Below are 15,526 nucleotides of genomic sequence, written 5' to 3' on the forward strand. Positions count from 1 at the left end.
TGGGAGGAATTTATGTATAGAAAATGGGTTTCCTCTTTCTTATGTGTTGCCATTCTTTGGACAGGGTTATTTACAAACGCATTCGTTGTTGGGGCAACAGATGCGCCAGAGAAAAACGAGGAAATAAGAAAGACAAATGAAAAGGATACAAAAGATTGGATTATAGAGGAACAGAAAAAAGTAGAACAGCAGGAAAAAGAACCAACATCTACGAAAGGGGACGTAACTAAAGAACAAATAGCCCAAATGAAGTGGGAACAGCTTCCGCTTGCGTCTGTTCAACAGCTTTTTGATCAGGGGGATCGCACACTTTTACAAATCGTTGCCTATTATTATACCGATGTGCATCAGCTTTTGACAGAAGAAGAGATCAATCAGTTGTACACGTGGAATGACGAACAGGTCATGGGCCAGCTTGCCAACTTATCAGCCGAAAAAGTGAAGCTGTTAGAGCAATACGCCCCTAGTGTCATTCAGGCTTTACAGGATTGGAGAGACAAGGACAAACCAAAAGCAAGAGTAAAGCGCATGGCATCGGCTCTTGCGCCAAGTCCAAGCATGCACTTTACAGAAAAGGAACAGCCTATTCGTCATTTTACCAATCATGTGGAAAATCCCGTAGATGATATCTATCTAACCTCGAACATGCTGGAAACAGATTTGACACTTGAAGGAAAGCATGGAATGGATTTGGTTATCCAGCGCCGATATAACTCGTTATCTAGTAAAATTACGGCCCCGGGGTTCGAATATAGTGAAACGGCGAAAGAGAATAGAACCACGATCGTAAGAGAAGAATCCGGTACCTTGCCCCATACGGTAGGAACAGGCTGGAGCTTTAATCTTCCAACCTTTGATGAGATAACAAAGGAATTAGGGATTAACGTGCATGATTATAGTAATCAGCAATTTTATGAGGCAAAAAATACAAAACACCCTGTTTCCCAATTTATCATGTCCGGTGATGATTGGAGTACGATTGATAGTAGCAAAAAGCTTCCCTACCAGAATATTAAATTGCCTTCTCTTATGACAAACAGAGAGTTAGGTTTTGCAAAAGATGGTTATTCCTATTCCATTGAATATAGGGAAAAAGGTAGTACGTATATTGTTGAAAAGCAAAATATCTATGGAGATAAAATTACGTACAAGATTCCCGATTATAAAAGTACGATCGAAATTATTGATACCGTTGGAAGAAGAGTGGAGATTGGGTATGGGAAGGAAGGAACGATCGATTTCCTTAAGGTGTATAACCAAAAAAATAACCTGATCAAAGAGCTTAGATACCATTATGGAGATCCGAACAATACACAGCGGCTGGAGAGTGTAGAAGAAGTAAAGGATGGAAAATCTACTACAATTGCTAGATACAGCTATAAAACAGCAACTGCGGAATATAACTACATCAAGTCATACGAATTGCCAAAAGAAAATAACGAGGCTGTGAAGCCAGATCAGCTTGAATCGGAAGCCTATCTAGCAAAAGACAAACAAAAACGGCAGTTTATTGAATACTTACTACTACAAAAGGTAGAGTATCCTACACAGGGATTAACAGTAGATTATACCTACAGCACCTATAATCCCGAGCCTGCCAATCCGTTTGAACGCGGAGTCATTAGGCTTTATCAGGATAACCAAGCGATCTCCTACTATACGTATCATCCGGTCACCTCGGTTCGATTTAGCTATGATCAAACCTCATCTTTGTTTGGAAATACCGAACGAAAAAGCTTTATCTATTACTACAAATTCACCAATCAAGGAAAGCCGACAAAAGAGATTTGGAAGACTCCTAAGTCTGGTATTACGCGTTTGAGTAACCATCCGCTTCGTCAGGGAGACGTTGTGACCATAGAAGAAACCAATAGTTTTTCCTCGCAATCGACGGAAAGAACCTATCGGGTTAATGAAAACGAACATTTTAATCTGGTTCTTGAAAAGAAGACAAGTCCCAAAGAGCAATCCGAGCCGGTAGCAGCAGATGGGAAAGCTTATCGATATAACCCGGTGAGCTATACCAGCTACGCCTATGAAGGAATTAAAACAAAGCCAGCGTATGTCTATCATTTTGTAGATAACCTGCCAGAGGGAGAGGCTAAGCAGTATTTATTGGCACCTCAGATCGATAAGCGCGACAAGATCGAAAACCTCTCCTCCTTAGCAAATGAGACAAGCTATGAGTATGACCAAAATGGAGATGTGACAGAGCAAAAGGACCCGAATGGGTTAACAACCCATTACAGCTACAAAGAAGTAGGGACAATGCGACTACCTGTTCTCGTGGAACAAGCTGTCGGAGATGGACATGCCAAAAAGCAAGAGTATGTTTACAATCGGGACAATCTACTGGAAACAGAAACCATTACAGCCAAATATCCAGGACAGGAATATGAGGATAAGCTGCTTCGTACGTACAAGTATGGGGACAAAAAGCTTCCAATTTCCTTAACAGAGGTTCAATTTGGGGCAAGTGATGAATTCTCGCATTTCTCGAAGTCCTTTACCTATGACCAGAATGATCTGCATGTCTCTACGGAACAAATTACGGTCTATAACGGAGAAAACTCCCTAGAAACGTATGCATTTACCTATAGGTATGACGATTTAGATTTCTTAGTAACCAAACAATTTCCTGATGAGAGCATAGTAGGGTATTTCTACGATGAGCTTGGCAGGATTCAAAAGGAAATGTTTATTTCCGCAGATGGTGATAATCGGGAGACAAAATATTCGTATACAAACAGGGATCGTACAGTGATGAAATCGTTGCCTAACAAAACAGGTCTGATTACTTCATATACACCTGCTGGGGAAGTCGTGTTCTCCGTAGAGGTAGATAGTCAGGGCAATCGACGTACTCTTGTAGAAAATAGCTATGCAGAGGATGGAAAACGATTAGTAGCAACATATCCGTATGGGAAAAAGGAAAAAGGAACCACATACAGCTATCACAGTGATGGAACCATAAAGACTATCACAGACGCGCTGAAACGCACGACCACCATGCAATACGCTAATGAGGCCGAGGATAGCAGTTTGATAATTCCGGTAGAAAAAACGATTGCTCCCAATGGATTAGAAACCACAGAGCTTTATGATCGTTATGGACAAATGATTACCAGTATGGTTCATACGACAGACGGCACGTTATCAACGGAAACTCAAATGCAGTATGACCGCTTTGGCAATCCAACGCATAAGCAGATCACAAATGAACAGGGAGAAAAACGCAGCTGGGACTACAAATATGATCTGCGAGGAGAACCCATCTATGTAAAAGACCCGGAAAAGAATGTATATAAATTCCAATACGATGCAAACGGGAACCTGATGAGTACCTTTGAAAATGACAAGGAGACGGCCCGTTACGTATACAATGGTCTCTCATGGAAGCTTCGCGAGATTGACCCCGCTACTCAAAAGGTCAAAGAGAATTACGAATATGATCGGAGTGGGAATCTGGCAAGCTTTAAAGATCAGAAGGGAAATATTCGTAAATATACCTATACACCATTCTATGAGCTGGATACGATGCAGGTGTTGTCAGGTAAAAAAGTAGTAGAGACAGAGAAGAATACCTACGATCAAACGACACGTCAGCTCCTGACACAGCAAAACAACGATACAAGGGTTTCCTATACGTATGACAGCTTTTTACGTCCGACTTCCATGACCACATTTGGACGTACGTACGAACAAAGATACGCGGATGAAGATGATACCCCGGACTCGATTGTATATCCAGATGGAACTGCAACAGCTTACACCTACGATGAGCTAGGACGTATCTTATCCGTCAAACATCCAGGAATGGGCAAAATCACCTATGCGTACGACACATCTACGACAGGGGATACCGTGCATGTCCAGTATCCAAACGGTACCCAAATCGAGAAAGGCTTCAATTCATTTGGCCAGACAACAGACGTGCAGCATTTCCAAGCCAACAACAAAGCATGGACAGAGCAAAACCAATACAATGGTTTTGGAAATCTAGTGGAAACAACGGTAAACCAATCTGCTTCCACGTTCGGCTATGATAAACTGGATCGGATTCGTAAGGAAACAACACCGACAAGAGAACAAACGTACACGTACGACGAACGGGGCAATCGCCAAAGTATTTTGACGGCAAAATCTCCAACGATTGCAGACAGCTCGTACACCTACGATGCTCTTAACCGTCTTAAAACCTTTACAAAGAACGGAAAAGAAAGCACCTACACATACTTTCCGGGTGAGCTTAGAGCAAGTAAAGAAATAAACGGCAAGACAACTCACTATGTCTATCTAAATGGTAACGTGATTGAAGAGCTGGATGAAAAGAATAACCTCCAAGCCCGCAACATCTGGGGGAATGAGCTACTCTACCGGGATGATGTGAAAGATGACAAACAAGGCTATTACTATACAAATGCCCATGGTGACATTGTAGAAATAAAGGATATGGCCGGGCAGACCCTGAATAAGTATGAGTACGACCTCTGGGGAAATATAGAGAGCAAGCAGGAAACGATGTCCAATCCGTTCTTGTATGCGGGTGAGATGTATGATGAAGAATCGGGCTTGATTTATCTGCGTGCTAGGTATTATGATCCAAATGATGGAAGGTTTATAACAGAGGATACGTATAAGGGGCAAGTGGATAATCCGCTTAGTTTGAATCGTTATACGTATGTGAAGAATAACCCGCTGCGCTACATTGATCCTACAGGGCAATGGGAACAAAATATTGGTGCTAACTGGGTAATAAACGAAGCAAAGAATAAATGGGCTTTGGCTCAGACTGAGGGTGAGCGTAAATACTGGAGTAATTACGCTAATGATATAAGAGCGAAAATGACTAAAGCAGGATATGCCCAGTCAGATATTATGCAATCCTCGGATGCTATAATTCCTGATTCACAAGTGATGAAGATGGCACGAGAATCTTCTCCAAGGCTTACTTTTATCGCAGACTTTAATAAAGCAATATGGGATTATCCAGGAGAAGCCGCTGCAGTCAAAGGTGCGTTTATCATTGGAAGTATATTTAATAAGGGGAAGGGCTTTAGTAAGCTAGACGAAGGATTAAACTTTGCTGCTAAAGCTGCTCAGCATATGGATGAAGCTGGAAGATTTGTGCCTGTTCAAATTCAACAAGCGGTTATAAAATACGGGAAAGGATTTGCTGACCCAAGAGGCTCCCAAGCTAAGATGTATTACGATATAATTTATCGAAATGGTAAAAAGTACAATATAGAAGTGCTCTACGATGTAGCTACGAACACAGTCTATCATTTTGAATATGCAAGGAAGGCTATGGGTCATCTCCCAGCTATACCGAAGTAAAATGAATGAGGTGGAGAATGTGAGCGAACGAACTCCTAAAGAACGCTTGTATTGGCTAATTGAATTATTACAGAAAAACGAGATTGAATTACCAAAATTCTGTGATGAGTTTTCGTATACCTACAATATTGATCTCGATTATGATGAGTTAACAGAACTTGAGAGTGAGATGTTTCGTAATCTAGCGGACGTTGCCTCAAGATTTTCTCCCTACGAGGAGGATCATAAACTCGATCCAAAAGCATTTTATAAAATAGAGGATGTTAGAGAAGCGGTTAGTATAGTAGTAAATAAACTGAACATTTGAAGGAACACGTAAAATCGTTTTTAACCCCCTAAACGAGTATCAATGCTCGTCTGGGGTTTCTTTTTGGCCTGTAGAAAGAGGAGATGAAAAGAATAACCTCTAAACCTGTAAAATTTTAGGATATAGACTACTCTACCACAATGATGTGTAAAGACAAAAACAAGGTTATTACTATACAAATGCCCACGGTGATATCGTAGAAATAAAGGATAAGTCTGGTCAAACTCTAAATAAGTATGAGACGATCTATGGGGAAATGTAGAGAGCAAGCAGGAAAAGATGTCTAACCCGTTCTTGTATATGTTGATCCTACTGGGAATTGGTGTGAATCTAAGATGGAAAATGGGCACATCCTGGCGGATGTAGTAGTAAATCCAGCAAAAAGTCTCAGATAATGATCATAGTATCATTGAAAACGGTAAAGTTATTGGTGCTTTCAAATATGATGATGGTAGTGGGGCCAGAGAATTAGAAGGATTTGAAGATCCATTTACTTACATTACAGGTGTTGGTGGGCTACTAAAAGGAGCTGTAAAAACAGGAGCTAAAAAAGCTACACAAGAAGCTACCAACTTATTAATTAAAATGGACTTACAATTTTTTTCTAAAGGAACAAGTAAATATACTGAGCCTTGGATTCAAAAAAGTGCTTATAAAGGTATTACAGACAAATTTGGAAAAAATGGGGCCCATAAATTTGCAGAAGCAATGAAAAAAGGTTTGGTAGGTCCAAAGGGACAAGAAGGAATAAAACCACTTAAAGGATCTCTTAAAAAAAATGGAGTAATATATACACATGAAATAAAGGTTCTTGACAAACAACTGGGAGACTATCGAATTTATGGACGCTTCGATAAAGAACGTTCACAATTTATCTTTGATTGGTTTGATAAAGGATTGCATAATTAAAAATTTTAATTTGGGAGTGATAGTATTTGACTTTTGATGAATTAAGAGAATGGTCTATACAACATAATGTTGAAAAAAGGACAAAAGAAGGGTTTTTAGATGTTATTACGAACATAGGAAAAGATTCTCCTAATAGGATTGATGAATATTTTGAAGACAAATTCAATCCTGAATATCTGGAAATCAATATTTATAAAGTTGCTTTTACAATTTCAAATTGGCCAGAATGTGATTTTAACTATATTGCATCTTATGCCAAAATCGAATATAAAGGAAAGAATATGGGGGTTTATAAGCTAATTTTTAATCATGAAGGTGAAGTAGAAGATGATTACTGGTCTTCCAATGAAGATTAACATTTTTTGCAGTCTTCCTTGTAACAAGGCTCAGTGTGGATATGCTAGAAAAGGTGCTTCTTTATGGGGTATCTCCGAAAGAAGTAAATTGGCCAGTCGTTAAGTTCCAACAAGCAGGCGTTACGAATAAGAAGATATTTTATTTAATTCACATCCTTCGTCTTCAGACATCATAGGATTTATTATTGAGTCTGTGATATTACTGCTGTTAAGGGAAGATATCGGTGCTGAAGTGTATTACGAGAATGTGATGAGACTCTTTATTTGGTTATGATTATCTGACGGGTATCCATACAACACAATCTATCGAACCCATAGTTCCTAATATTAAAATATGGGGATGTTGTGGAACTCTAAAAAGACCTTTTTGGTGATATTATCCCCTTTGAGTAGACAGTGTAAAAAGCCCACCGACGGTGGGTGGTACACTCTACTTGGAGGGGATTTTCCCATTGAACTACTACTTCTGGTGACACCTCCTTTCCCACTCCTTGTACTTTTTTAAAACATCAAGTTGCTGTTTTAAGAACCTATTTTCTTGTTTCAATTTCTCCAACTCTGATATAAACTCCGCCCCTTTCCCATACGTGTACTGTTTACCTACAGGCTGCTCAAAACGATGTGTCTCGCCATTTCTATACCATCGCATCCATGTTTTTAATTTTAATACAAAACTGATCCATCACTTCTTTCACGGGGATACCAGCCAATCTCATCTCAACAGCCTTATGGGGTTTCTTTTTTCCTATAAAAAAAGCTAGATAAAAGAACAACCTCTAAGCCCGGAACATCTGGGGGAATGCGCTTCTCTACCGGGATAATGTAAAGGATGAAAAACAAGGCTATTACTATACAAATGCCCATGGTGACATCGTAGAAATAAAGGATAAAGCCGGTCAGACCCTGAATAAATATGAGTACGACCTATGGGGAAATGTAAAGAGCAAACAGGAAACGATGCCCAATCCGTTCTTGTATGCAGGTGAGATGTATGATGAAGAATCGGGCTTGATTGATCTGCGTGTCAGGTATTATGATCCAAATTATGGAAGGTTTATTACAGAAGATACGTATAAGGGGCAAGTGGATAATCCGCTTAGTTTGAATCGGTATACGTATGTGCATAACAATCCTTTGAGCAATGTTGATCCTACTGGGAATTGTGTATGGGATGCTTGCATAGGTGAGGCCGCGGCGGTAACGTATATAGCAGGTGCAGTTGTTACGCTAGCTACGGTTGCTCTTGGAATAGAAACTGGAAAGGCTTTACATGATTCGAGAACAAGAACGGATACAAAGCCTTTAGCTGTACCAATCGAGAACACACAAAACAAAAAGAAATTAATACCGCTATATCACGCAACTAGTAACTCTGGAGCAAAATCTATTTTAACCAATGGTATTGATGTAAAGTATGGACGAGCAAATTTGGACTTTGGACAGGGATATTACGTTACAAGAGATGTTAAACAAGCAGTTGATTGGGTTAATAGTAGATTTAGTGGAAAAGGCTCAATAATGATTTTCGCCGTTGATCCAGACGAAATGAAACAATTTCGTGGATTGCATCTATGGGGCGGTAAACAATGGGAGGAATATGTAAGAGACAATCGAGCGGGTAAGTTATTAAACGCTTATGATTATGTTGAAGGACCATATTTAGCAAATCCAAGCGCTTTATAATTAACGTGGGAGGTCGGAAGGTGATTAAATTTGACTTTGTTACTGATAAAGATGCAAACGAATATTGTCAAAAAATCATAAAGAAAATGAGGGAGTGTTTCGGTATCACTGAAGAAGAGGCAATCGGAAGGATAAATAATAAATGGAAGGGAATCTCATTTCTTGGTGAGGATCATATAATATATCATGAATTGGATGATTTTTGGGCTTATGATATTTACTACGGTTCTGATTCACGTTGGTGGGCAAGAAAGGGCGATCTAGACTTAAAACCAATACCGTTTCCAGAGAAATAATCGAAATTTGAACCTTAACCCTCAAACCTCAAACCCCAAACGAGTATATACTCATCTGGGGTTTCTTTTTGACCTTGTAGAAAGAACTAGATGGAAAAAATACCCTCTAATCCCGGAACATCTAAGGCAATGAACTGCTCTACCGCGATGATGTGAAAGGTGAAAAACAAGGCTATTACTATTCAAGCCGCAGCTGCAGGAACAAATATCCCTTTGTCTTAAATGGATTAAAAGCAGGTGGTCATGAAATATGGGCACACCCAAATGCAACTAAACATATGGTTAATTACCTAACTAAAAACCCTCTAGTGAAAGAACTCAGCCCGAAAAGTAAACAGATGATAGAACAGCTGACTAGTTTTAGGACAGCTGTGGAGAAGGCTATACCAAACCTTAAACTGGGAAAAATTTTATGAATATAGGACAGTGGGAAATTGGAATAAATGTCTCTGAGACTGAGGCCGTGATTTATCACGCCTTATTCAAATAATTGGGGAGGTATGTATATATGAAGTTACGTTATTCGTCTGTCACTGATAGTATTACTTCTACTTCTCGCAGTATTGAATATATGGGAGATAAGTTCGTACTTGTAACTATTACTATAGATGTCCCTACACCTGGAAAGTCATATTTCTTTAAAGGGGGCTTTCAGTGGAGGCTGTATGATAAAGCAGAACCTTTAATAGTTTCATTGAATATAAGAGATGATATAGATGTTAGTAATGGGATTTTGACAGAAATTAGATTTTTTATTAGTGAACCCTTTATTCAAAAATCTGTTAGGATGCTCAACCAAGAAAAAATACAAGGTGTACCTATATTAGGATTAGGCTGTAAAGAAACTAATGATGGATATTATCATGAGCAAATGGGAAATTACACCTTCTATCTTATTGATAACTTTTATATTGTTTATTTGGTGATATTGAGGTGGCAACAGTGATACAAATAAATGAGGAGTTTGGTTGTTTACTTGACTGTCAGAAGGAACTTTCAGGTTTTTTTATTAGCAACCTTAGCGATCAAGAGATAAAAGTGTTTCATAATGCTAACTTAGTATAATCTCATATTAATTGCCCCAACTAGTAATCACAGTTGGGGTTTCTTTTTTCCTATAGAAAAAGCTAGATAAAAGAACAACCTCCAAGCCCGGAACATCTGGGGGAATGAGCTTCTCTACCGGGATGATGTAAAGGATGAAAAACAAGGCTATTACTATACAAATGCCTATGGTGACATCGTAGAAATAAAGGATAAAGCCGGGCAGACCCTGAATAAATATGAGTACGATCTATGGGGAAATGTAAAGAGCAAACAGGGAAACGATGTCCAATCCGTTCTTGTATGCAGGTGAGATGTATGATGAAGAATCGAGCTTGATTTATCTACCGCCAGATATTATGATCCAAATGATGGAAGGTTTATAACAGAGGATACGTATAAGGGGCAAGTGGATAATCCGCTGTCGTTGAATCGGTATACGTATGTGCATAACAATCCTGTGAGTAATGTTGATCCTACTGGGAATTGGTGTGAATCTAAGGATGGAAGGTGGACACATCCTGGCTCATGTAATAACAAGGGCATTAAATTCAGCTAGATATCAATGGAAGTATTATCAAAGAAAACGGTAATAAAATAGATATCTTTGATTAGGAAATGCCTAATGATAGAATTCGTGAAGATTTAGAATTAGAGGTAAGGCTATTATTACTGTTAGCTCCGTTACTAAAGTTTTTCGCTTGGTAAATCTACACAAGTTACAAAAAGAGTTTAGAGTATGAAAAAGGGAGATTCAATAATCGCTGGAAGGCTTTCTGAAAGAATGGCTCCGGATACTCTACAGGCAAGAGTTGAACAAGAAGCTAGATCGATAGAATGAAAAGCACTAGCACGGGCTTGAAAAAAGGGACAAAGGTATATAGTGATTTTATTATGTTGACCCAATGGGGAATCCTCCTATGGTTGTTGAGAATGTGATAAAACGTGGAATGCGAATTGAAGGTAATACCGCAGGTACTTGGGTTTATAGACTTGGGAATGTCAGAGTTATTCAAATAGTGCAGGTAATGTAATTACAGTTATTCCAAAATAGAAATGAGGTAAATCATGTTTAGCAAATTTGACGAGTATGAATTATTAGAGCTATTTTGTAAAGAACCAATAGTCCTCCATGAAAAAGAAACAGGTATGTATATACTCAAAGCAGGACAAGCATGGGTTTAATCTACAATTGTATTTATCTGTTTTTGAGAATGTATGTACCTTGAGTTTGACCCATAAAGATCTGGAAGATTCAATTTTTGAATTTGAACTAATTGATGTTGAAAGTATAAGAACGGAGAGTGATCTTTTAATCATTAGACAATCAAACTCACATAGAGATATTCCTGTTAAATTTAAACCAAATTTTTCGTTAGAAATACAAAAATTTAAATAGACTCCAAAATACACTCCACATGAGTAGTACATGCTCGTTGGTGTGTTTTTTCTTTGATCATACTTAATTAATAGAGGATCAAGTATACCCCCTTTCAAACTTATTAGGTGGTCAACGACTTAATAGGATATGGTATAGGGATATGAGAAGAAAGGGATTAAGCTTCATTTTGAGTATAATCCAGAATCAAATCCGTATTATTTTATTTAACTATTGTACTAAAGTCTATCTCAATCAAGGGAAGGTAAAGGAAGGAGGGGGAGAATGAACGAGAGAATTGCCATTACTAAACTAGTTGACGATAAGGGACACGGTCATGATTCGAACCTTTATGTACGATTTAGAGAAAATGATACTGTTCATTTAATGTTGGTAGGAAAATCTCTGTATTTTGAAAGCAACGAAGCAACATATGATCAGAGTCTTCTTGAGTTAATAACAAAGTTACCAGAAGGATATAAACTAAAGTTCTTAAATAGTGTACAATCTACAAATGGTAATTCTATAGAAATACTAACGATAGAGGAATATATTGCTGTCACTAGACAATATGACCCTGACGAACCTCAATTAAAGTTCAGATTAGTATGCGACTACAGAGGCATAACCTTTGAAGCGGAAGCTATTGAGGATTTTTCCATCGCTTTACAAGCACTTCAAGACAAAATGGACGTATCCTTTACCATTTGTGCTTTTTGCTCAAATGGTGATTTCAGGTCAACTGGTGGAGAAGACTTAAGACATGGTTGGTACTGTTTACGGGATGTATTAAATCGTCACCCTGATTTACCTTGGTTTCAACGGGAACATGAATTTCAAGAAGCGTATTCGAGTGTCAATGCGTTTCATTGGTGTCCTAGTTACGTAAAAGCAGTGGATAGAATGTTTTAAATAGTGTACAACGGAACCCCAAACGATAAACTACTCGTCAGGGGGTTCTTTTTGTTTGAGTTGCCGGGGTACTTTTTAGAAGCGGGATCATACAAATACAATCAATAAAAATTAATAAATTTATTTGATAAAATTAGAAGGCTTATTCCAACTTGAACGATGAGAAGAAATGAGCACTTGTTCTTAAGAAACAATCACAAGCAGAAATATGAGGTAATCTTAGCGGAAGTAAGCAAACGAACAGGGAGAAAAACGTAACTGGGACTATAAATATGATCTATGAGGAGAACAGATCTATGTAAAAGATCCGGAAAAGAACATATATAAATTCCAATACGATGCAAACGGGAACCGATGAGTACCTTTGCAAAATGACAAGGAGACAGCCCGTTATGTATACAATGGTCCCTCATGGAAGCTCCACGAAATCGATCCTGCTACTGAAAAGGTCCAAGAGAATTACTAATATGACCAAAGTGGGAATCTAGCAAGCTTTATGGATCGTAAAGGAAATACTCGTAAATATACCTACATATGCCCAACTTCTATGACTACATTTGGGCGTACGTACGAACAAAGATACGAGGATGAAGATAATACACCGGACTCGATTGTGTATCCAGATGGAACTGCAACAACTTGCACCTATGATGAGCTAGGACTCATAAAATCACCTATGAGTACGATACATCCACAGCAGGGGATACCGCACATGTGCAGTATCCAAACGCCTGTATTACGTGAATGTACCCGATCAAAAAGTTGCCAAAAAGTAATTACTAGAAATGTCTGGGAAAACAGAAAAGAATGGGTTCGTCAGAACTGACTTAGTAGCCAGGAAGATATCCATATAGACTGCGCTATCAAACGATAGAGCGAAGTTTTGCAGATTCGAAAGAACTGCATGGACTTCGCTACAGCCGTTTATGGGGAAAAACAAATTAACAGGCGCAGATGCTACTGATGGCAATTGTACACAATATAAAAAAAGATCGCTCTTCACCTCGCTAGAGTAGCTAAGGTAGAGAACGATCATTTCGTGCAACAAGACAATCAAATACTGCTTGAGGTTAACTAATAAATTGGGTTTCTCGACAACCTGCTATTAAATTGTTAAATTTCCAAAATATACATTTTTACTTTCAATTGTATGTATAGTATTTTTTATAGGTATTTATTACTGCATCTTATATCTAAAAGAGGGGATAAGCTCATGAAACCTGAATTGAATCCCATTAACCCCCATACAGGACATACCTATAAGAAAACGTATATCCCAGTAATAACAAAATTCTGGATCAGTCACGCAGCTGCTTTGCTTTGGATGTGCTTTTCTATTTACTTGGCGCTTCCATGGTTAGAAGACCTTGCGCATATTGTATCCTTTCCTTTAGCTTTATTAATTATCGGAGGTATATCATACATTCCTGGCTATATGAATGCCTTTTTAGTAATAAGTTTAATTCTTGATCGTCAGCCTGCTTTCAAAAATGAATTTCCTCATGATGAGATTATCGTTCTTATAGCTGCCTATAACGAAGAGAGACAAATCTATCAAACTTTGCAATATATAAATAAACAAGATTATCACGGGAAAATTAAGGTATTTGTTATTAATAATTGTTCTACAGATCAAACAGTTCACGAAGTCATAAAAGCAAAAAAAGAATTAGGTATTGAAATTACATTACTTCATGAAGAAATGCCGGGAAAATTCCATGCCTTGAACCATGCTCTAAAATTTGTTGAAACTCCTTATGTCATTACGATCGATGCAGATACACTGCTTCCTAAATCCTCTATACGTTATCTTGTAGCACGTATGAAATCTAGCCCAGAAAATGTTTGTGCTGTTGCTGGCTCGGTTCTGACCAAAAACAGCAGAGAAAACTTTTGGACAAAAATTCAAGAATGGGATTACTTTTTAGGTATTGCGTCTATTAAAAGACTTCAAGGCCTATATCAAGGAACTTTAGTTGCCCAAGGAGCCTTTAGTATATATAAAACACAATGTGTAAAAGAAGTCGGTGGTTGGCCAGATGCTATAGGTGAAGATATTGTTTTAACATGGCGTTTACTTGAGAAAAAGTGGAAAGTTTATTTTGAGCCATTGGCAGTTTCATTTACTGAAGTACCTAGTTCCCTTAAGCATTTTGTCAGACAGAGAGCAAGATGGGCAAGAGGTATGATAGAAGGTTTAAATGAAATAAAGCCATGGAACCAGCCTCAAGTATTTGTTAAATACTTAACTGGAATTAATTTAATCATGCCTTATTTAGATCTTACTTATACACTATTTTGGCTTCCTGGGCTGATATTGACTTTTTTCGGTTATTACTGGATTGTTGGTCCAATGACACTTCTTGTTTTACCTTTAACCCTAATCAGTTATAGTGTTCTTTATTTTTATCAAAGAAATTTTGTATTTAAACCTTTAAATCTTAGAATTAGAAAAAACTTTATAGGCTTTATTTTCTTTATTCTTGGCTATCAAATGATTATGTCACCTATCTCTGTGTATGGTTATATACAAGAATTTTTTAAATTTAAAAGAAACTGGAAGTAAGAGAGTTATCGAAGAATGAACCATTAGCTTGGGGTGTATTAGTTCAGCAAGCTAAAGTAGCAGTCAAATATGTGTATTCCCGTCTACATAAAATTTTAATAGAACGTAACGAGTTTCTGGATAGTAATTTGTTCAAATCTATCTTATCAGCATGTAAACGTATGACTGATTTAAATTACACCAAGCAAGATGCAATAAAAATCTCTGCTAAAAAATTTAAGGTAACTCAAAAAGAAATTAAAAAATATGTAGATTTACTTGGTATAGAAAGTAAGAGGTATATTGAATCTAAGAAAATTTTTTTAACAAAAGACAACGCCAGCTTTGGCCACAGAGAGAGCAGGAAGTAACACAAGATATAAATGTGTCGTAACTAAGTGCGATGTTATTGTTTATTGTATTTCTCTGAAAGTCCATACCTTTTCATTTTGTTATAGAGGGTGCCGCGTGACATTCCTAATAGTTGCGCGGCTGCTTTTTTATTTCCATATGTGGGCTCTAATGCCTGCAATATTTTTGTTTTTTCCACATCGCCTTCTCTTCCGTACCGGGCTGGCACATATTCATTGGAAGAACAAATTGTTATGATACGTTGAAAAAGCTGGATGATGCGTCCACTATTAAATGATGGGGTGTTTGTGCTAATAAATCTTCAATTTAGTTTTTGATATATGAAAAACAAAACATTATTCTAACCAAACAACATGTTATTAACTACTTGATAATTTGTTTACCCCT

10 protein-coding genes and 5 pseudogenes are annotated in these 15,526 nt (G+C 37.8%); 13 read left to right on the forward strand and 2 right to left on the reverse strand.

The genetic code is table 11. The features are described from left to right. The first annotated feature begins 12 nt into the window (after nt 1-12). From GOP56_RS04185 to GOP56_RS04200, 4 genes are all read left to right on the forward strand, one after another. Complete coding sequence (locus GOP56_RS04185; protein ID WP_254068604.1) at nt 13-5,337, forward strand: RHS repeat domain-containing protein; 5,325 nt, start codon at nt 13-15, stop codon at nt 5,335-5,337. Between the two features lie 19 nt (nt 5,338-5,356). Further along, nucleotides 5,357-5,644, forward strand: coding sequence for a magnesium and cobalt transport protein CorA (locus GOP56_RS04190; RefSeq protein ID WP_174250656.1), 288 nt, complete (start codon nt 5,357-5,359; stop codon nt 5,642-5,644). Nucleotides 5,645-6,229: 585 nt separating this feature from the next. Further along, on the forward strand, nt 6,230-6,553 hold the full coding sequence (locus GOP56_RS04195) for a hypothetical protein (protein ID WP_163244601.1): 324 nt from the start codon (nt 6,230-6,232) through the stop codon (nt 6,551-6,553). A gap of 26 nt (nt 6,554-6,579) precedes the next feature. Beyond that, nucleotides 6,580-6,909, forward strand: a complete 330-nt coding sequence (locus GOP56_RS04200; protein WP_163244602.1) for a hypothetical protein — start codon at nt 6,580-6,582, stop codon at nt 6,907-6,909. A gap of 452 nt (nt 6,910-7,361) precedes the next feature. Here the strand turns inward: GOP56_RS04200 and GOP56_RS23690 are convergent. Next, nucleotides 7,362-7,625: pseudogene (locus tag GOP56_RS23690) on the reverse strand (IS3 family transposase); the annotation flags it as partial. Nucleotides 7,626-7,689: 64 nt separating this feature from the next. Between GOP56_RS23690 and GOP56_RS24305 the strand changes: the two are divergent. From GOP56_RS24305 to GOP56_RS04240, 9 genes and pseudogenes are all read left to right on the forward strand, one after another. Continuing rightward, nucleotides 7,690-8,070, forward strand: a pseudogene (locus GOP56_RS24305) (RHS repeat-associated core domain-containing protein); the annotation flags it as partial. Next, a complete protein-coding gene (locus GOP56_RS23695) occupies nt 8,044-8,592 on the forward strand; it encodes a DUF3990 domain-containing protein (RefSeq protein WP_371807986.1) in 549 nt (182 codons plus the stop codon). The pseudogene GOP56_RS24305 and the gene GOP56_RS23695, both read left to right, overlap by 27 nt. 20 nt (nt 8,593-8,612) lie before the next feature. Continuing rightward, a complete protein-coding gene (locus GOP56_RS04210) occupies nt 8,613-8,888 on the forward strand; it encodes a hypothetical protein (RefSeq protein ID WP_163244603.1) in 276 nt (91 codons plus the stop codon). Nucleotides 8,889-9,396: 508 nt separating this feature from the next. After that, nucleotides 9,397-9,834 (forward strand): hypothetical protein, encoded by a 438-nt coding sequence (locus tag GOP56_RS04215; RefSeq protein ID WP_254068608.1) that lies wholly within the window; start codon nt 9,397-9,399, stop codon nt 9,832-9,834. A 189-nt stretch (nt 9,835-10,023) separates the two neighbouring features. Next, nucleotides 10,024-10,419, forward strand: a pseudogene (locus tag GOP56_RS24310) (RHS repeat-associated core domain-containing protein); the annotation flags it as partial. A gap of 1,176 nt (nt 10,420-11,595) precedes the next feature. Continuing rightward, nucleotides 11,596-12,222 (forward strand): hypothetical protein, encoded by a 627-nt coding sequence (locus tag GOP56_RS04225; protein WP_163244604.1) that lies wholly within the window; start codon nt 11,596-11,598, stop codon nt 12,220-12,222. A gap of 736 nt (nt 12,223-12,958) precedes the next feature. Beyond that, a pseudogene (locus GOP56_RS23705) lies at nt 12,959-13,300 on the forward strand (transposase); the annotation flags it as partial. Between the two features lie 135 nt (nt 13,301-13,435). Continuing rightward, a complete protein-coding gene (locus tag GOP56_RS04235) occupies nt 13,436-14,788 on the forward strand; it encodes a glycosyltransferase family 2 protein (protein ID WP_163244605.1) in 1,353 nt (450 codons plus the stop codon). Between the two features lie 161 nt (nt 14,789-14,949). After that, a complete protein-coding gene (locus tag GOP56_RS04240; RefSeq protein WP_254068610.1) occupies nt 14,950-15,138 on the forward strand; it encodes a hypothetical protein in 189 nt (62 codons plus the stop codon). 35 nt (nt 15,139-15,173) lie between these two features. On the opposite strand, the pseudogene GOP56_RS04245 reads toward GOP56_RS04240, so the two are convergent. Further along, nucleotides 15,174-15,323 (reverse strand): annotated as a pseudogene (locus GOP56_RS04245) (helix-turn-helix domain-containing protein); the annotation flags it as partial. Nucleotides 15,324-15,526: the final 203 nt, after the last annotated feature.

The sequence above is a fragment of the Brevibacillus sp. 7WMA2 genome, from assembly GCF_010748895.1.
Classification (GTDB): domain Bacteria; phylum Bacillota; class Bacilli; order Brevibacillales; family Brevibacillaceae; genus Brevibacillus_B; species Brevibacillus_B halotolerans.

Bases quoted from the DNA above. Each gene is read 5' to 3' on its own strand.
- GOP56_RS04195 (WP_163244601.1), top strand. From the start codon at position 6,230: ATGGACTTACAATTTTTTTCTAAAGGAACAAGTAAATATACTGAGCCT.
- GOP56_RS04235 (WP_163244605.1), top strand. From the start codon at position 13,436: ATGAAACCTGAATTGAATCCCATTAACCCCCATACAGGACATACCTAT.
- GOP56_RS04215 (WP_254068608.1), top strand. From the start codon at position 9,397: ATGAAGTTACGTTATTCGTCTGTCACTGATAGTATTACTTCTACTTCT.
- GOP56_RS04185 (WP_254068604.1), top strand. From the start codon at position 13: ATGTATAGAAAATGGGTTTCCTCTTTCTTATGTGTTGCCATTCTTTGG.
- GOP56_RS04240 (WP_254068610.1), top strand. From the start codon at position 14,950: ATGACTGATTTAAATTACACCAAGCAAGATGCAATAAAAATCTCTGCT.
- GOP56_RS04225 (WP_163244604.1), top strand. From the start codon at position 11,596: ATGAACGAGAGAATTGCCATTACTAAACTAGTTGACGATAAGGGACAC.